The sequence below is a fragment of the Methylopila capsulata genome, assembly GCF_016907975.1.
GTDB classification, from domain to species: Bacteria; Pseudomonadota; Alphaproteobacteria; order Rhizobiales; family Methylopilaceae; genus Methylopila; species Methylopila capsulata.
Map to the genome: position 1 here is coordinate 533,170 of NZ_JAFBCY010000003.1, position 17,585 is coordinate 550,754.

The 17,585-nt window shown below is 71.6% G+C and carries 16 protein-coding genes; 6 read left to right on the forward strand and 10 right to left on the reverse strand.

Annotated elements, in window-relative coordinates; genetic code table 11:
* The first annotated feature begins 42 nt into the window (after positions 1-42).
* From JOD31_RS13705 to JOD31_RS13715, 3 genes are read left to right on the forward strand one after another with little or no spacing between them, the layout of a single operon-like run.
* Positions 43-1,398 (forward strand): histidine kinase dimerization/phosphoacceptor domain -containing protein, encoded by a 1,356-nt coding sequence (locus JOD31_RS13705; RefSeq protein WP_271206188.1) that lies wholly within the window; start codon positions 43-45, stop codon positions 1,396-1,398.
* A gap of 41 nt (positions 1,399-1,439) precedes the next feature.
* Positions 1,440-3,251, forward strand: a complete 1,812-nt coding sequence (locus tag JOD31_RS13710; protein ID WP_204950899.1) for an ABC-F family ATP-binding cassette domain-containing protein — start codon at positions 1,440-1,442, stop codon at positions 3,249-3,251.
* A gap of 16 nt (positions 3,252-3,267) precedes the next feature.
* On the forward strand, positions 3,268-4,086 hold the full coding sequence (locus JOD31_RS13715) for a TrmH family RNA methyltransferase (protein WP_204950900.1): 819 nt from the start codon (positions 3,268-3,270) through the stop codon (positions 4,084-4,086).
* A gap of 193 nt (positions 4,087-4,279) precedes the next feature.
* Here the strand turns inward: JOD31_RS13715 and recQ are convergent, their stop codons facing one another.
* A complete protein-coding gene (gene recQ, locus JOD31_RS13720; protein ID WP_204950901.1) occupies positions 4,280-6,121 on the reverse strand; it encodes a DNA helicase RecQ in 1,842 nt (613 codons plus the stop codon).
* Between the two features lie 168 nt (positions 6,122-6,289).
* On the opposite strand from recQ, the gene JOD31_RS13725 reads away from it, so the two are divergent.
* Positions 6,290-7,642, forward strand: a complete 1,353-nt coding sequence (locus tag JOD31_RS13725) for a PepSY-associated TM helix domain-containing protein (protein ID WP_204950902.1) — start codon at positions 6,290-6,292, stop codon at positions 7,640-7,642.
* A gap of 48 nt (positions 7,643-7,690) precedes the next feature.
* Here JOD31_RS13725 and JOD31_RS13730 read toward each other — a convergent pair whose 3' ends face one another.
* The 9 genes from JOD31_RS13730 to tolQ all read right to left on the reverse strand — a co-directional run bounded on the left by JOD31_RS13730 (position 7,691) and on the right by tolQ (position 15,640).
* Positions 7,691-8,185 carry a copper chaperone PCu(A)C gene (locus JOD31_RS13730; protein WP_204950903.1) on the reverse strand — a complete coding sequence of 165 codons (495 nt, stop codon included), beginning with the start codon at positions 8,183-8,185 and terminating at the stop codon, positions 7,691-7,693.
* Between the two features lie 62 nt (positions 8,186-8,247).
* On the reverse strand, positions 8,248-8,613 hold the full coding sequence (locus tag JOD31_RS13735; RefSeq protein ID WP_204950904.1) for a hypothetical protein: 366 nt from the start codon (positions 8,611-8,613) through the stop codon (positions 8,248-8,250).
* Positions 8,614-8,622: 9 nt separating this feature from the next.
* Positions 8,623-9,645 (reverse strand): tRNA lysidine(34) synthetase TilS, encoded by a 1,023-nt coding sequence (gene tilS / locus JOD31_RS13740; RefSeq protein WP_204950905.1) that lies wholly within the window; start codon positions 9,643-9,645, stop codon positions 8,623-8,625.
* Between the two features lie 84 nt (positions 9,646-9,729).
* Complete coding sequence (gene ybgF / locus JOD31_RS13745) at positions 9,730-10,767, reverse strand: tol-pal system protein YbgF (protein WP_204950906.1); 1,038 nt, start codon at positions 10,765-10,767, stop codon at positions 9,730-9,732.
* A gap of 122 nt (positions 10,768-10,889) precedes the next feature.
* Positions 10,890-11,405: a peptidoglycan-associated lipoprotein Pal gene (pal, locus tag JOD31_RS13750; RefSeq protein ID WP_204950907.1), complete on the reverse strand. Its 516-nt coding sequence runs from the start codon at positions 11,403-11,405 to the stop codon at positions 10,890-10,892.
* Between the two features lie 296 nt (positions 11,406-11,701).
* Positions 11,702-13,021, reverse strand: coding sequence for a Tol-Pal system beta propeller repeat protein TolB (tolB, locus tag JOD31_RS13755; RefSeq protein WP_204950908.1), 1,320 nt, complete (start codon positions 13,019-13,021; stop codon positions 11,702-11,704).
* 153 nt (positions 13,022-13,174) lie between these two features.
* Positions 13,175-14,476, reverse strand: coding sequence for a cell envelope integrity protein TolA (gene tolA, locus JOD31_RS13760; protein WP_204950909.1), 1,302 nt, complete (start codon positions 14,474-14,476; stop codon positions 13,175-13,177).
* A 9-nt stretch (positions 14,477-14,485) separates the two neighbouring features.
* The gene (gene tolR / locus JOD31_RS13765; RefSeq protein WP_204950910.1) at positions 14,486-14,935 is read right to left on the reverse strand and encodes a protein TolR; all 450 of its coding nucleotides are present in this window, start codon (positions 14,933-14,935) and stop codon (positions 14,486-14,488) included.
* A gap of 27 nt (positions 14,936-14,962) precedes the next feature.
* On the reverse strand, positions 14,963-15,640 hold the full coding sequence (gene tolQ / locus JOD31_RS13770) for a protein TolQ (RefSeq protein WP_024816461.1): 678 nt from the start codon (positions 15,638-15,640) through the stop codon (positions 14,963-14,965).
* A 259-nt stretch (positions 15,641-15,899) separates the two neighbouring features.
* Here tolQ and JOD31_RS13775 point away from each other — a divergent pair, with 259 nt between their 5' ends.
* Positions 15,900-16,640: a trypsin-like serine protease gene (locus JOD31_RS13775; RefSeq protein WP_204950911.1), complete on the forward strand. Its 741-nt coding sequence runs from the start codon at positions 15,900-15,902 to the stop codon at positions 16,638-16,640.
* A gap of 160 nt (positions 16,641-16,800) precedes the next feature.
* Positions 16,801-17,583 carry a S1 family peptidase gene (locus tag JOD31_RS13780; RefSeq protein ID WP_204950912.1) on the forward strand — a complete coding sequence of 261 codons (783 nt, stop codon included), beginning with the start codon at positions 16,801-16,803 and terminating at the stop codon, positions 17,581-17,583.
* The last annotated feature ends 2 nt before the right edge of the window (positions 17,584-17,585 follow it).

A 17,585-nucleotide genomic window follows, 5' to 3' on the forward strand; every position in this document is an offset into this window, starting at 1 on the left:
GTTAAGGCCGTTCGACGCTCGTTCGCCGGTCCGGTGCCCCCCGTGTTGAAGACGCTGCGCAGCCGTATCGCGCTCCTACTGATCGCGGCCAATCTCCCGGTGATCGTTCTCGCCGTATGGATCGGCGTGCGCGATTTCCGGGCGGCCGATCTGGTCGATCGCGACCGGCTGGTTCAGGCCGCGAACCTCGTGGGCGCGCGCGCCAAGGGGCTCGCCGCTGAGAGCCGGCTCGACGACGACGCCCGGCGGATCGTGTTCCAAGACGGCGACTCCCGAGCGATGATCGCCGCCGCGATCCTCGATAAAAGCGGTCAGGTGCTCGCGGAGGACTCGCCCTCGTCGTTTGGGGGGGCGTGGCTGCCGCCGGACGGAGCGCCTCGCGATCCGCTCGCCAGCGACTCGCGGATCCGAAAGGCGCGTGGCGCAGACGGACGGCCCTATCGCTACGCGCTCGCTCCGGTGCCGGGAAGCGACGCTGTGGCGATCGCCGCCGCGCCGTTCGACTTTATGGGGCGACGCCAGACGCAGTGGCTCCTGCTGGCGCTGGGCATGCCGGCGCTGATGAGCCTGCTCTGCATCGGCCTCGTTCTGTTCGGCATCGAGCGCTTCGTCCTCAAATGGCTTCGCGCGCTGCGCGTGACCGCTGAAGCAAGCCAGGGCGACCGGATGGACGTGCGCGCCGTGGACTTCGAGAAGGCGCCGCTGGAGATCGCGCGCCTTGGGGACGCGCTCGACGCCATGTCGGGGCGGATCGAGGAGCGGTCGCAGGCGCTGACGACGGCGCTCGACGAGCGCGACCGGCTTCTGCGCGAGCTTCATCACAGGGTGAAGAACAATTTCCAGATGATCGCCAGCCTGCTCGCCCTGCAGCGGCAGGAAGCGCCGCAGTCGCTGTCGGCGGTGCTGCGCGCGCCGGAAGACCGGGTGCGCGCGATGGCCGCCGCCTACAAGGCGTCCTACGCCAGCGGCGAGATCGGCCACGTCGAGGTGGGCGAACTGATCCGCGATGTGGCGCTGCAGGCGCGCGACGCCGTGGGCGAACGCCGCTTCGAGGTGACGATCCTGACGCCCGGCCCGGTCGGCGAAGTCGATCTGGATCGCGCGGTGCCTCTGTCGCTGCTGGTGATGGAGCTGCTGAGCGCCGCGGCCGCGGCCGGCGGCGACGCGACGCTCTCGATCGTCCAGCGCCCCGGCCGGCGCCTGGCTCTGATCATCGAATCGCAGAACCAGAACTGGCTGCCCACGACCGGCCTGCCGCTGCGGCTGATCCGCGCCTACACCGAGCAGATCGGCAGCGCGGTGGGCGAATGGGACCAAGGCCGCGTGGAGTTCGAAGTCGCGCTGGCCTCCGAGGAGCCAAAGATCGGAATGGCGCGTTCCGAGACCGCGAAGCGCTGACGCCCTTGCGGGCGCGTGCCGCGTGGGCCTAATTGCCGCCCATGGCTCCTCCCCTTCTTCTGCTCAAAGATGTCCGCCTCACCTTTGGCGGCCGCCCGCTGCTCGACGGCGCCGAAATCTCGGTCTCGGCCGGCGAGCGCCTTGGCCTCGTCGGCCGCAACGGCTCGGGCAAGTCCACCCTGCTCAAGATCGCGGCCGGGCTGGTCGAGGCCGACGGCGGCTCGCGCTTCGTGCAGCCCGGCGCGACGATCCGCTACCTCCCGCAGGAGCCCGACCTCTCGGGCTTCGCCACCACGCGCGCCTATGTCGAGGGCGGGCTGGCCCCCGGCGACGACGAGCACCGCGCGTCCTACCTGCTGATGGCGCTCGGCCTCACCGGCGAGGAGGCGCCCGCCACGCTGTCGGGCGGCGAAGCGCGCCGCGCCGCGCTCGCCCGCACGCTCGCGCCCGAACCCGACATCCTGCTGCTGGACGAGCCCACCAACCATCTTGATCTTCCTGCGATCGAATGGCTGGAGGCGGAGCTCCGGAACTCCCGTTCGGCGCTCGTGCTCATCAGCCATGATCGCCGCTTTCTCGAGACGCTCACCCGCGCGACGCTCTGGCTCGACCGCGGCCGCACCCGCAAGCTCGACAAGGGGTTCGGCGTGTTCGAAGCCTGGCGCGACGAGCAGCTCGCCCAGGAGGAACTGGACCGCCACAAGCTCGACCGCCAGATTGAGCGCGAGAAGGACTGGCTGCGCTACGGCGTGACTGCCCGGCGCAAGCGCAACATGGGACGGCTGCGGGCGCTCGACGACCTGCGCGAGAAGCGCCGGACCCAGCGCAAGGCGCAAGGGTCGGTGCAGCTGACGGTGACCGAAGGCTCGACCTCCGGCGCGCTGGTCGTCGAGGCGAAGAACGTTTCCAAGGCCTACGACGACCGCCCGATCGTCGCGGACTTCTCCACCCGCATCGCGCGCGGCGACCGCATCGGCCTGGTGGGCGCGAACGGCGCGGGCAAGACCACGCTGCTGAACCTCATCACCGGCGCGCTCGCGCCGGACGAAGGGGTGATCCGGATCGGCGCCAACGTCGAGATCGCGACCCTCGACCAGAAGCGCGCGAGCCTCGACCCCTCGACCACCCTGCGCGAGGCGTTGACCCATGGCCGCGGCGACACGGTGGAGGTCGGCGGCCAGACCAAGCACGTCGTATCCTACATGAAGGACTTCCTGTTCGGCCCGGAGCAGGCCGGCTCGCCGCTCTCGGCGCTCTCCGGCGGCGAACGCGGCCGCCTGCTGCTGGCCCGCGCGCTGGCCCAGCCCTCGAACCTGCTGGTGCTCGACGAGCCCACCAACGACCTCGACCTTGAGACGCTGGACCTGCTGCAGGAGATGATCGGCGAGTATCCCGGCACCGTGATCCTCGTCAGCCATGACCGCGACTTCCTCGACCGCACGGTCGACGCCGTCATCGCCTCCGAGGGCGACGGCCGCTGGCAGGAGTATGCCGGCGGCTACGCCGACATGGTCAACCAGCGCGGCCGCGGCGTCGACGCGCGCGGACCGGCGGCGCAGCAGGGGTTGGGCCGCACGAAGGGCGCGGCCTCCCCTTCCGCCCAGCCCGCCGCGCGGAAGAAGCTGTCGTTCAAGGACCAGCACGCGCTCGAAACCTTGCCCAAGCGCATCCAGACGCTCGAGGCCGAGATCGCGAAGCTCGCCGCCAAGCTCGCCGACCCTCAGCTCTACGCCAAAGACCCGAAGGCCTTCGCTAAAACGAGCGACGACCTCGCGAAAGCGGAGGCCGAAAAGGCCGCGTCGGAGGAGCGCTGGCTCGAGCTCGAGATGATGCGCGAGGAGCTGGCGGGGTGAGCCGCGAGGCCGCGCCATGACTTCGATCCCCATAACCGACCCCGACGACGCCCGCGTCGCCCCCTACCGGGCGGTGCGCGAGCGCGATGTGGTGGGGCGCGGCGAGCGCTTCGTCGCCGAGGGCGAGGTGGTGTTGCGCCTGTTGATTGAGGGCGGACGCGGCGCGCCTTCCGCCCACGCGCCCGAAAGCCTGTTGATCGCCGAGAACCGGCTCGATGCGCTCGGCGACCTGCTCACGAAGCTGCCGCCCGAGATCCCGGTCTACGCGGCGGGACAGGTCGTGATGGACGCCGTGGTCGGCTTCCACATTCACCGCGGCGTCCTCGCCATCGCCCGCCGTGCGCAGCCCGAAACTGCAGCGGAGCTGCTCGCGCGCCTGCCGGCGAAGGCCCTGGTCGTCGCGCTGGTCGGCGTCGCGAATCACGACAACGTCGGCGGGATCTTCCGCAACGCCGCGGCTTTCGGCGCGGACGCGGTGCTGCTCGACGAGACCAGCTGCGACCCGCTCTACCGCAAGGCGATCCGGGTGTCGGTCGGCGCGAGCCTCGTCCTGCCGTTCGCCCGCGGCGGTTCGGGACACGCGTTGCTGGACGCGCTGGCGGCGGGAGGATTTCGGACGCTGGCGCTGAGCCCTGCGGGGACGCACGACATCGCCGCGGTTCCGCCCGCGCCCCGCACCGCGCTGCTGCTGGGCGCGGAAGGCCCCGGGCTCCCCGCGGATCTGATGGCGCGGACGACCACCGCGCGCGTGCCGATGGCCACGGGCTTCGACAGCCTGAACGTGGCGACGACGAGCGGAATCGCGCTCTACGAGCTGACGTGCGCCACGCCGTAGAAGGCGGAAGAGACTTCGGACGTAAAGCGCCCCGTCGTCCTCCGGCTTGACCGGAGGACCCATCGCAGGCGTGGAGCTCTGCCTCGGACATGGATGGTCCGGTCAAGCCGGACCATGACGGCGCGTTTTACGACGCGCGTTCGATCACGGCGCGTTAGATGAGCCAGGGCGACGGACCCCTACCGCCGTCGCCTTACCCGCCGTTCAGAACCTTCAGAAACACGTCGCCGAATGCGTCGAGCTTCGCCGCGCCGACCCCCTTCACGCGGGCGAGCGCGTTCGGGGTCTGCGGCTTGGTGGCCGCCATCTCGACCAGCGTGCGGTCCGCGAAGATCACGTAGGCCGGCACCGCGCGGGCGATCGCGAGTTCACGCCGCAACGCCTTGAGGCGGCCGAGGAGTTCGCCGTCCACCCCGTCGAAGCCGGCGCTCTCGGCGACCATGCGGCGGCGCTCGCGCTTCTTCTCCTTGGGCTTGGCGATCGTCACCGTCTCGGCGCCGTCGAGAATGCGGCCGCCCTTCGGACTGAGCTGCAGGCCGCCGTAGGCGCCAGCCTCGACCTTGAGCGCGCCCAGCGCCACGAGCTGCCGCACGATGCCGCGCCACTCCGCCGCCGGCCGTTCGGCGCCCTTGCCGAAGCCCGGCAAACGGTCGTGGCCGCGGGCCTCCACCGTCTCGGACATGTGGCCGACGGCGAGCGCCACGATGTGCGCCGCGCCGAAGCGTTCGCCGGTGGCCGCGACGAGGCCCAGCAGCAGCCGCGCCTCCCGCGTGCCGTCGATCACCTCCGGCGGGTCGAGGCAGACGTCGCAGTTGCCGCACGGGGCGGTGGTTTCGCCGAAGTAGGCGAGCAGGGTCTGGCGGCGGCAGGAGGTGGTCTCGCAGAAGCCCACGAGCGCGTCGAGCCGGCGCGCCTCCACCCGCTTGCGCTCGTCGTCGCTCTCCTGCTCGTCGATGAAGCGGCGGCGGGTGCGCACGTCCTCGAGGCCATAGAACATCAGCGCTTCAGCGGGCGCTCCGTCGCGGCCCGCGCGGCCGATCTCCTGGTAGTAGGCCTCGAGCGAGCCCGGGATGTCGCCGTGGACGACGTAGCGCACGTCGGATTTGTCGATGCCCATGCCGAAGGCGACGGTCGCGACCATGACGATGCCGGGCTCGGCCAGGAACGTCTCCTGCGCCGCGGCCCGTTCGGAGGCCTCGAGCCCCGCGTGGTAGGCGAGCGCGTTGACGCCGGACTTCCGGAGGTTCGCGGCCGTTTCCTCGACCTTCTTGCGCGAGAGCCGGTAGACCACGCCGCTCATCCCCGGCCGCGCGGTCACGTAGCGCTCGATCGCGGTCCCGACGTCGCGCTTGTCGGCGACGGAAATCGCGATGTTGGGGCGGTCGAAACCGGACACGAAGGAGTCCGCCTTACCCGAAAACAATTTTTCGATGATATCGGCGCGGGTGGCGTCGTCGGCGGTCGCGGTCAGCGCCACGATCCGGGCGCCGGGCAGCGCGTCCCTGAGCCGCCCGAGCGTGAGGTACTCCGAGCGGAAGCTGTGGCCCCATTGCGAGATGCAGTGCGCCTCGTCGATCGCCACCAGCGACACCGGCAGCCGGCCGAGCGCCCCCAGCATGCGCTCGGTCATCAGCCGCTCGGGCGCCATGTAGACCAGCTTGGCTTCGCCCGAGGCCACCCGCCGCCAGGAGGCGACGTTCTCGTCGCGGGATTTCCCGGAGTGGATCGCCTCGGCGCAGACGCCGTCGAGCCGCAGCCCCGCGACCTGGTCGTCCATCAGAGCGATCAGCGGCGAGACGACGACCGCGAGCCCCCCGGAGACCAGCGCCGGCACCTGATAGCAGAGCGACTTGCCCGCGCCGGTCGGCATCACAGCCAGCACGTCCCGGCCGGCGAGCAGCGCGTCGATCACGCGCTCCTGGCCGGGACGGAACTCGTCGAAGCCGAAGGCGGTCTTCAGCACGCGCCGCTTCTCCGCCTCGAGCGCGGGCTCGAGGGCGACGGACGACGGAAACGTCAGGGCGGCGGAGGACACCCGCCATCTCTAGCGGATTCGGGGGGCGCATGCGCGGGTGGAAGGCGGATTGCTTCTGGATAACGCTGCGTGAGCGTTTCGCGGCGAACCGCTTACCTCCGCACAGGTCGCATCCCACCAAGGCCCGACTTATGCTAGCGAACGGCTGATCCGGGGAGCCCGCCGCCGATGACCGACGCCACTCTGCAAGCGCCCGCCCGCGCCGCCGTAACGCGCGAGAACGTCTACCGCGCCGTGTGGCGCTGGCACTTCTACGCCGGGCTGTTCACGCTCCCCTTCCTATTCATTCTCGCGGTCACCGGCGGCGCCTACCTGTTCCGCGATGAGATCGACGGGCTGGTCTACGCCGATCTCAAGACCGTCGAGGCGCGTGCGGCGGCGCCGTTGCCGCCGGGCGACATCATCGCGGCCGCGGTCCAGGGCCGTCCCGGCAAGGCCGCCGCCTTCCGGGGGCCGGCGACGCCGGACGGCTCGGCGGAGGTGACGCTGCGCGGCGGCCACGGTCCGGGCGAGATCGTCTACGTCGACCCCTACGACGGCCGCGTCCTCGGCGCCCTGCCCGAGGGCGGCTCGGTGATGGGCTATGTCCGCCGCCTGCACTCGCTGGCGCTGTTCGGGCGCCCCGCGAACGCGCTGATCGAGATCGCGGCGGGCTGGGCGATCGTGCTGGTGGCGACGGGGATCTACCTGTGGTGGCCGCGCGGCCACCGCGGCGGCGTGGTCACGGTGCGCGCGACGCCGGCGAAGCGCGTGTTCTGGCGCGACCTCCACGCCGTCACCGGCGCCTTCGCGGGGCTGTTCATCGCCTTCCTCGCGCTCACGGGCATGCCGTGGTCGCTGGTGTGGGGCGCGGGACTGAAGACCGTGCTGTTCCAGACCGGCGGCGGCTACCCCAGCGGCGTCCGCGCCAACATCCCGATGTCGCCGGTGCCGACCGGCGTCGCCATCCCCGGCACGGGCTGGACCCTGCAGGCCGCGCCCATGCCGCAGTCCACGCCGCAGGACGCCCCGCCGCTCGGCGTGGACGCCGCCGCGACGATCTTCGCGGGCATGGGCTTTCCCGCCGGCTATGGCCTCGCGCTGCCGGCCGGCCCGAACGGCGTCTACTCCGCCTCGGCCTACCCCGACGACGTGAGCGGCCAGCGCGTCGCCCACATTGACCAGTACTCCGGCATGACGCTGGTCGACGCGCGCTTCGCCGACTACGGCCCGGCGGCCAAGGCGATCGAATGGGGCATCAGCGTCCACATGGGCCAGGAGTACGGCCGGGCGAACCAGCTCTTCATGCTCGCCGTCTGCATCGCCCTCGTCGGACTCTGCGTCTCGTCCGCCGTCATGTGGTGGAAGCGGCGGCCGAAGGGCTCGCTCGGCATTCCGCCGCCGCCGCTCGACAGCCGCGCGACCATCGGCGTGGTGGCGATCGTCGCGGTTGCAGGCGCGCTGTTCCCGCTCGTCGGAGCGTCGCTGCTGGCGATGCTCGTCGTCGACGCGCTGCTGACGCGGCGCAAGAAAACCACGTAGAACCAGCGGGCTTCGAGACGAATCGCGCCTCGAAGCCCGCAGCGCGCCTCAGTGCCCCATGTGCATCTCGGCGCCCTTCGGCTCGCCCGCCGGACGGTAGCCCACGGCCTCGACGGCGAACTCGACGTCGACCGTTCCCGCCTTCTCGAACGTCAGCGTGGCCTTCAGCTTCTCACCCTGTTTGAAGGGCTGCTTGAGCCCGACGAACATGATGTGCTTGCCGCCGGGCGTGAACTCCAGCTTGCCGTCGGCGGGCGCCTCGGCGCCGTTCACGAGAGGGCGCATCTTGGCCACGCCGTCTTCGGTGAGGCTCTCGTGCAGTTCGGTCTTGTCGGCGAAACTCGCGGCGACGGAGACGAGGCGGTCGGCCTCCTTGCCCGTGTTCGTGACGACCAGGAAGCCGCCGCCGACCTTGGCGCCCGGCGCCGTGGCGCGGACCCAGGGGTGGGCGATTTCGAGCGTGCCGGCCTTGTACTCGTGGGCGGACGCGGCGGCGGCCATGAGGCCAAGGGCGGCGACAGCGCCGATAACGGTGCGGATCATGATCTCGTGCTCCGGGCGGAGGGGCTGACGCCTCGGCTCCGCGGGATGAAAAGGGGTGTGGCTCAGGCGGGACGCGCCGGCGCCGGCGGCCCGCGGGCCATGCCCATCCGCCGCGGCGCGCCGGGGATCGCGCTCGCGACGCCGACGTCGGAGACGCCTGACGACGTCGTCGCCAGCGCGCCGACGGCGGGCGACGCGGCGCCGAGGACGGCGGAGGGCGGGAGGCGGCAGAGGTCGTCGCAGGCGCAGAGCGCAGCCGGATCCTCGGTCGACGCCGGACCCGCCCCGCAGAGCGCGGCCAGGCCGTCGACGCTCGCCATGCGGCCAGCATGGGCGCTGGCGGCGGCCGACGCGACGACGCCCTCGACCGCCAGCAGATAGGCGGCGACGAGCGCGAGCGCGCGGAAAAGGCGGCTGACCCGGGTCATACGTCAGTCTTAGCCGCGCTTAGGCTCCGACGCCACGTCCCTGCGAGGCGGCGCCGCGGTGACGACGATCCGGCCGTCCACGGTCCAGGCCACGCGCGCTCCGGCGAGGGTCGCGGCGCCGGAGGCGGTCGCGGAGGTTCGTTCGAACAGACGCTCAAGACGGTCGAGCCGGACGCGGCCGGCCCCGAGCGCGGCCACCGCGCGGGCGAGCAGCCTGAGGCGGATCTCGGCGGGCAGAGCCGATGCCTCGGGAGCGATGACGGCGCGGTTCGGCGCGAGGCTGAGATGGGCCGCCGCCGCCTTCTCCTCGACGGCCAGGAGAGCGTCCTCCGCGCGGGCGGCGCGGCGGGCGAAGACGCCGAGGCGTTCGGCCGTCAGGCCTTCGTCCGCGAGGACTGCGCGGCTGGCGCGGAGGCGGGCGCGGCAGAAGGCGGGATCGGCGTTCATGGCGTCCTCGGACCAGCCCCAGCCGCGCGCCCGCAGCGTCGCCACCAGCCGGGCCTTCGGCACGCCGAGCAACGGCCGCAGATGGACCAGCCGCCCCCTCATGCTCTTGGGCCGCATGGCCGCGAGCCCGGCGGGGCCGCTGCCGGCGGCGAGCCGCATCAGCACCGTCTCGGCTTGGTCGTCGAGCGTATGGGCGGTGGCGAGGGCCTCGGCGCCGATCGCGGCGGCGTGGGCGGAGAGCGCGGCGTAGCGGGCGTCCCGCGCCGTCTCCTCGACCCGCGCGCCGCGGCCTAAGGGCGCCTCCAGCCGGGCGTGCGGCAGGCCGAGCGCGGTCGCGGCCAGGGCGACGGCGCGGGCTTCGGCGGCGGATTCGGGACGCAGGGAATGGTCGACGGTGGCGACGGACAGCCGGGTTCCGGTCCTCGTCGCGGCCCAGTCGGCGGCGAGCGCGAGCAACGCCATCGAGTCCGCTCCGCCGGACACGGCGATCAACACGAGGTTAACTTCGGCGAACGCCGGGGTTAACAGCGCGTCGATCTCGTCCGCGCCGAGCGGCGCGGCTTCGCCGCAGCGGCCGTCGAGCACGAAAACGGTCTCCTCGCGCGTGGTCGGCGCCAGCTTAGGCGTCCGAAGGGCGCGGCGTAAGCCCGGCGAAGGGCCCGCCCGACGTCAGCAAGAGATGCGCTTCAGCTCGCGGTCGGTCTGCGGCTTGATGCGGGCGTACTTCTTGCCGGCCTCCGCGATGGTCGCGCAGGCCTCGTCCTTCTTGCCCATGCCGTTCAGCGCCATCCCGAGCTTCATCATGCTCTCGGGCGCCTTGGCGGACTGCGGGGCGTCGACGTAGATCTTGTAGAAGCTGTCCGCGGCGTCGGTGTACTTCTTGCGCTGGTAGAGGCTCTCGCCCAGCCAGTACTGCGCTTCGGCGGCGCGCGGGTCCTTGGGATAGGCACGCAGGAAGTCGCGGAAGGTCGAGTCCGCCAGCTCGTAGTCGCGGCGCTGGATGAAGCCGACGCCCATGTCGAACTGGTCGCGCGGATCGCCGGTGCCGACCGACATGCCGCCGCCGCCCTGAGGCACGGCGCCGGTCGGGCCGACGGCCGCGCTCTGGCGGGCGCCGGGCGGGCGGATGCTCATCGGCGCGTTCGGGTCGTCGCCCGGGCCGCCGTCGTCGATCAGGCCGCCGATGGTGTCGCCGCCGCGGGGCGCGCCGAGATTGGAGGGCGCGGCGCCGGACGAACGCCCGGCGGGCGGAGCGCCGAGGTCGCCGACCGTCGCGCCGCCGCCGGCGTCGCCCCGCCTGCCGGGCTTCGCGCCGCCGCCCTTGCCGCTCTCGAGGTCCTGCAGGCGGAAGTCGACGTCGCCCTGGAAACGCTTCAGGGCCTCATCGTTGCGCTTGGTCTGGAACTGGATTTCGTCGAGCCGCCCGTTCAGCTGCCGCATCTGGTTCTCGAGCCGGTCGAGCCGGACCGCGATGTCGGCGAGCGAGGACGACTGCGCCGGCTGCACCGGCGAGGAATAGGCCGGGCGCTCCTCGCGGCCGGCCCCGAAGAAGGCGAGCCTGGTCTCGAGACCCTCGACGCGGGTCTCCAGCCAGGACGGCGCGGACCCGGCGTCGGCCTCCATCGCCGCGGCGGCGAAGGGCGCGCACGTCAGGACGGCGCCGAGCGCCAAGCGTCGGACGAACGGTGAGCGCGCGGCTTTGAACATGGGTGCGACGAATCCGAGCTGATAGAGCAACGATTTCACGCGGTTAAGCGTCCAGTTCGGCCGAATTAGGGCCGGGTCCGGCGGCGGACGGCCGAAGCCGCGGCCGCCGGACCCGAAGTCGATCACATTCCGGCGCCGCCCTGCAGCACAGTAACCGCACGGCGGTTCTGCGACCAGCAGGAGATGTCGTCGCACACCGCGACCGGCCGCTCCTTGCCGTAGGACGTGGAGCGGACGCGGCCGCCGCCGACGCCGCGGGCCGCGAGGTAGTCGCGGGTGACCTGCGAACGCCGAGCGCCGAGCGCGAAGTTGTACTCGCGGGTGCCGCGCTCGTCGGCGTGGCCCTCGATCAGGATGCCGTAGCGCGGGTAGCGCGAGAGCCACTGGGCCTGCTTGTCGAGCGTCGAACGCGCGGTGGTGGTGAGCTCGGTCGAGTCGGTCTCGAAGAAGACGCGGTCGCCGACGTTCACGACGAAGTCCTGCTGGCTGCCGGGAGGGCCGCCGCGGCCGCCGGCGCCGTAGCCGCCCGACCCGTTCATGCCGTCCATGCCGTCGCCGGCGCCCTTTTTCGCGCAGGCTGCCAGAAGCAGCGTCGCGCAGATCGCGGCCGCGAGCTTTCCGCCCTGGCCGATACGCATGGCACGCAACATCCCCGATGACTCCTTGTGGCTTTCGGTTGCCGCAACCATAGCCGTCTCCCAGTTAACCGAAGGTTCCGTTAGGCTTAAACGTTGGTTACCGGACCCTGCGCGGCCGATCGTGTCGGAGCGATGGCCGCGCCAGCTCTCGCCCGCGTTTTCGGCTCGTCTGAGTCTTTGGAGACACACGCCCGGTCGTGCGCCCCAGTCCGCAGACTAGGAACCCGCCGGGACCGCCATGTCATCGGAAGGGGATGGCCCAGCGGCGCCGGGCCATTTCGTCAGAGACCGTCGCCTCAGTTCAGCGGGGGCGACCAGGCGGGATCGGAGGCGAAGCCCGGGGTGGGGACGACCTGCTCGTTCCGGCCGGTGACGTCGATGGAGTAGATCTTCGGCCCAGCGCCCTGCTCGCGGAAGAACATCAGCACGCGGCCGTTCGGCGCCCAGGTCGGGCCTTCGTTGTGAAAGCCCTCGGTGAGGATGCGCTCGCCGGAGCCGTCGGGGCGCATCACGCCGATCGCGAACTTGCCGCCGGACTGCTTGGTGAAGGCGATCAGGTCGCCGCGTGGGCTCCACACCGGCGTCGAGTAGCGCCCCTCGCCGAAGGAGATGCGCTGCGCCCCGCCCCCGCTCGCGCTCATGACGTAGATCTGCTGGTTGCCGCCGCGGTCGCTCTCGAACACGATCCGGGCGCCGTCCGGCGAATACGACGGCGAGGTGTCGATCGCGCCGCTGTCGGTCAGGCGCGTGGTGGCGCGCGAGCGCAGGTCCATGGCGTAGAGGTTGGAGTCGCCGCCCTGCTGCAGGCTCATGATCACCTTCTGCCCGTCGGGCGAGAAGCGCGGCGAGAAGGTCATGCCGGGGAAGTTGCCGACGACCTCGCGCTGGCCGGTCTCGATGTTCAGCAGGTAGACGCGCGGCTCGGCGCGCCCGAACGCCATGTAGGTGATTTCCTGGCTCGTCGGGCTAAAGCGCGGCGTCAGCACCAGCTCGTCGCCGCCCGTGATGTAGCGGGAGTTGAAGCCGTCCTGGTCCATGATCGCGAGCCGCTTGACGCGGCGGTCCTTCGGGCCGCTCTCGTCGACATAGACGACGCGGGTGTCGAAGTATCCCTTCTCGCCCGTCAGCTTCTCGTAGACCATGTCGGCGATCAGGTGCGCCACGCGGCGCCAGTTCTTGTCGGTGAAGAACTGCTGGCCGTCGAGCTGGTTGCCCGCGAACACGTCCCACAGCCGGAACTCGGTCCGCACGCGGCCGTCGCCCTGCCGCACGACGCGGCCCGTCACCAGCGCCTGGGCGTTGATGATGCGCCAGTCGCCGAAGCGCGGCGCCGCGTCGGTGTTGCTGATCTTCTCGATGAAGGCCTTGTGGTCGATCGGCGCGAACAGCCCCGAGCGCTTCAGGTCGGCCTCGACGACGCTCGCGATGTTGCGGGCCATCTCGGCGTCCGCCCCCTGCCCGAGGAACTCGGGGATCGCGATCGGCATGGGCTGAACGTTGCCCTGGTTGAGGTCGATGTTCACGTCCGCGCGCGCGGCCGGGGCCATCGCCGCGAGCCCGATCAGGGTGGCGATGACGGCCAGGGCGCGGAGGAGCTGAGCAAGTGAAAGCGACATGAGGGCTATCCGTTTCGGGCGGCCGGGGCGGCCGGCGGAGACAGGACGAAGAGGATGGGCGGAGCGGGGGCTACGCGCACGGTCGGGCGGAGGGCGCGCCCCGGAGGGCGCCGTTCTGAGGGGCGATCGGCTGGGCGAACGGGACGAAAGCGCTCATCCGCCGGCCATGTCGCGGGGATCGAAATTGATCGTGACCTGCTTCCAGTAGTCGTATCCGGAGGCCGGCAGCTTCAGAGGGGCGCAGCGCTGGACCGCGCGCGTGGCGGCGCTGGCGGCGGCGCGGAACGCCGGGTGCGACGACGAGTTCACAACCGTCGGTCCGTCGGCGAGCGAGCCGTCGGCGTTCAGCGTGAACTGCACGCGGACCGCGAGCGACTCCGAGCCGGACGCGCCGAGCGGCGGGCTCCAGCACTGCATGACCTGTTCGCGCACCGCGTTGTCGATGCCGGTGCGCTCAGACATCGAGAGCTTGCTCGCCGCGCCGCGCGAAGTGCCGGCGGTGGTCTCGGGTGCGGCGTCGCGCGCGGACGCGGCCTTGCGGCTGGGATCGCGGACATCCTTCAGCGCGCTGTCGCTGGACGAAGCCTTGTTGCCGAGCAGGCTCGCAATCTTGTCCGGGTCGAACTTGCGTTCCGCGGCCTTCGCCGCCTTGGCGGCCTCGGCCTTCTCCTTGGCGGCCTTCTCGGCCTTGGCGAGCTTCTCGGCTTCCGCCTTGGCGAGCTTTTCAGCCTCGGCCTTCGCGGCCTTCTCCGCGTCGGCCTTGGCCTTGGCGAGCTTGTCCGCCTTTTCCTTCGCAGCCTTCTCGGCGGCCGCCTGTTCGGCGGCGGCTTTTTCCTGAGCGGCCTTTTCCTGGGCCGCCTTCTCCGCGGCGGCGGCCTTCTCGGCGGCGGCCTTGGCGCGCAGTTCGGCGTCGGCGGCCTCCGCCAGCTTCTCGGCCTTCTCGGCGGCGGCCTTGTCCTGCGCCGCTTTCGCCTGAGCGGCCTGAGCGGCTTTTTCCTGGGCGGCCTTGGCCTGAGCGGCCTTGTCGGCCTCCGCCTTCGCGGCGGTCTCGGCGGCGGCCTTCTCCTGCGCGGCCTTTTCCGCCTTCTCCGCCTTGGCGGCCTTCTCAGCGGCGAGCTTCGCGGGGTCCGGCTTCGGCGGCGCCTCGGCCTGCGCAGGCGTGGGCGGAGCCGGCGGCGGAGGGGCCTTCACGTCTTCCTTGGCGATGGGCGTATCGTCGTCGACCGGCTCGGACTCGGCCTCCGCGACCTGCTCGGCCTTCTGCTTGGGCGCGTCGACCTTCTTCGAGGTCTTCGAGCCCTTGGTCATGGCGTCGAATTCCTGCGGGGTCAGAATCTCGACCGGAAGCGCCTCGGTCGGCCCGACGTCGAAGGGCTTGGCGACGCCAAAATTCCAGATCCCCCAGGCGAGGACCAGGGCGTGCGCCGCCGAGGAGGTGACGAGGCCGGCACGCATGGCGTCAGATCAGCTCCCCTGCTCCAGCTCGGTGACGAGCGCGACTCGACGGAAGCCCGCCCCGGACAGCGTGCCCATCACCTTCATCACCTGCCCGTAGTTCACGTTGCGGTCGCCGCGTACGTAGATGCGCTCCTCGTAGCCGGAGTTCGTGATGGCAATGAGGCGCGGCGCGAGGTCTTCGACCGCGACCGGGGTTTCCTGAAGAAAGACCTCGCCCTTGGTGTTCACCGTGATCGTCAGCGGCTCCTTCTCCTCGTTCAGAGGATTGGCCGAGGTCTGCGGCAGGTCGATCGGAACGCCGACGGTGAGCAGCGGCGCCGAGACCATGAAGATGATCATCAGCACCAGCATCACGTCGACCATCGGGGTCACGTTGATCTCGGACATGACGGCGCTGCGCCGGCGGCGTCTCGCCCCGTGCGCGCCGCCTCCGCCGCCGCTGCCGCTCATGCCCATGAGATCGCTCCCGCGCGGCTCATCGCGTCAGCCCCGCTCGTCGAGCTGGCGGGACAGGATGGCGGAGAACTCGTCGGCGAAGCCCTCCATGCGGCTCGCCTGGCGCGTCACCTGGCTGGAGAACTTGTTGTAGAAAATGACCGCGGGAATGGCGGCCACCAGGCCGATCGCGGTGGCGAACAGCGCTTCGGCGATGCCGGGGGCCACGACCGCGAGCGAGGTGTTCTTCGAGGCGGCGATCGACTGGAACGAGGTCATGATGCCCCAGACCGTGCCGAACAGGCCGATGAAGGGGCCGGCCGAGCCGACGGTGGCGAGCACGAGCAGCTTGGACTCCAGCCGCTCGACCTCGCGCGAGATCGTGACGTCGAGCACCTTGTCGATGCGCTGCTGGAGGCCGGCGACCGATCGGCCGCCGCTTTCGTAGGAGCGCTTCCACTCCCGCATGGCGGCCACGAACAGCGCGGCCATCGAGGTGTTCGGCCGGTTCGACAGCGAGCGGTAGAGCTCCTCGAGGCTCTGGCCGGACCAGAAGATCTTCTCGAAGCGGTCCATGTTGCGCTTGGTGCGCGAGAACAGGAGCTGTTTGTCGACGACGATCGCCCAGCACCAGACCGACGACGCGAGCAGTCCGAGCATCACGAACTTCACGACGAAGTGGGCCTGCAGGAATAGGCCCCACAGCGACATGTCTGGCGTAGGCATCGTCCGGTCGTCTCCACGCTCCGGTGTGGCGGGCGTCGCGTTTCGCCGCGCGGGCGGCTTGGAAGAAAGCCGGCAGCGCCGGTCATCCTCGGGACGTCGGGCTCGGAGCGTCCGCGCTAGTCGCGCGCTAATGTGTTGAAACTGCGACCCGGACCCGCTTCCCCACGTCGTTAATGACTTGTCAGGGTTAATGACGCGTTACCAAACCGGGCTGTGGCGCTTGCGCCGCAGCATCGCGCCGCACCGAGGTCGTCCCGCCATGTTCCGCACGTTCGCCGCCGCTTTCCTCCTCGCCCTCCCGGCGGCCCCCCTGCTCGCAGCCGACGACGGCCTCGGCGCGGCGACGGTCGCCGTGCAGGCGATCGCGCCGACCGCGGACGGGCGCGCGCGGGTGTCGGAATGCACCGGCGCGCTGATCGCGCCCGACCTCGTGCTGACCGCCGGCCACTGCCTCGACGGGATCGCCGCCCCCTCCCAGGTCGCGGCCTTCGCCTATGACGGCGACCGGCCGAAGGCGCCGCCGCTGCGCGTCGTGCGGTTCGCGCGGCATCCCGACCACGTCGTCGGTTGGCGTGAGCGGGCCGGCGATCCCTCCACGCGCCGCGCCGAGATCGCCGCCGATCTCGCGCTCCTGAAGCTCGCCGCGCCGGCGGCCGCGCGGCCGCTCGCGCTTGCGCCCGCCTCAGCGGGAGCGCCGTCGCTCGCGGCGGGGACGGGCCGCGACGGACCAGGCGCCGACGCACGCTCGGGCCGGCTCAAGCTCACGGCGGCGACCGAGGTGCGCTTCGCGACCGGCGAGGGCCCGCGCATCGCCTTCGCGAGCCTCGCGCGGCCCGCCTGCCGCGGCGACTCCGGCGGCCCCGTGGCGCGCGACGGCGCGGTCTGGGGCGTGGTCGCGGCGATCCTCAAGGCGCGCGGCGGCTGCGGCGCGCGGATCGTCGTCACGCCGGTCGACCCGGCCTCCGACGGCTTCCGGCGCATGCGCGCCGCCGTCGACTGAACCGGCCCGGGGTGGTGGTTGTCGCCCGACGGACACAGACCCTCCGCCGAAACGCCGGGGCGCCCGGCGTGAACGGACGTTTGGGATTCGACGTGCCATGGTGGCGCTCGAGACCTGCCCGCAGCCTCGCCCTGGCGGCGCCCGATCCGGATTTGTGTTCATGCGTTCCAGCCTGCTCCGCGCCTTCGCCGCCCTCGCCGCCGCAGGCGTGATGGCGACCCCGGCGCTCGCGCTGTCCGGCGGATCGCCGGCGCCGGCGGGCGACCGGCTGACGCGCGCGACCGTGTTCATCACCAGCCTGACCCCGACCGCCCGCAACCGCGCGCAGGTCGCGAACTGCACCGGCGTGCTGATCGATCGCGACCTCGTGCTGACCGCCGGGCATTGCCTGGCCGACCTCGGCGGCCCGAGCCTCGTGGTGGCGCAGTTCTTCGACCGCTCGAACCGGATCGCCGAGACGATCGAGGTCGCGGCCGGCGCCATGCATCCGGACTTCGCCGGCCGCGGCGACGCGGAGAACCCGCGGCCGGACCTGCTGGGCGCCGATCTCGCGATCTTGAAGCTCGCCACGCCCGCTCCGAAGAGCCGCCGGCCGATCGCGCTCGCGAAACGTCCGGTCGAGGCGTCGAAGCTCAAGTCGATCCTGGCTGGCGCGGGCCTGCGCACGCCGGCCGACGAAGCCTCCGCCGGTCAGCTCCGCTTCGCCCGCGTGAACGCCGAGGTGGTGACGGACGGCCCGACCGCGGTCGCCCTCGGCACGACCGGGGGCGCGGTGTGCCGCGGCGATTCCGGCGGGCCGGTGATCAGCTCCGGCGGCCTCTGGGGGGTGGTGATCGCGATCGTCCGTCGCAAGAACCTCTGCAACTCGACGATCTTCATGGCGGTGGTCGACCCGCAGTCGCGCGGCTTCCGCAACATGCTGGCGCGCGCGCGGCGGGGCTGACG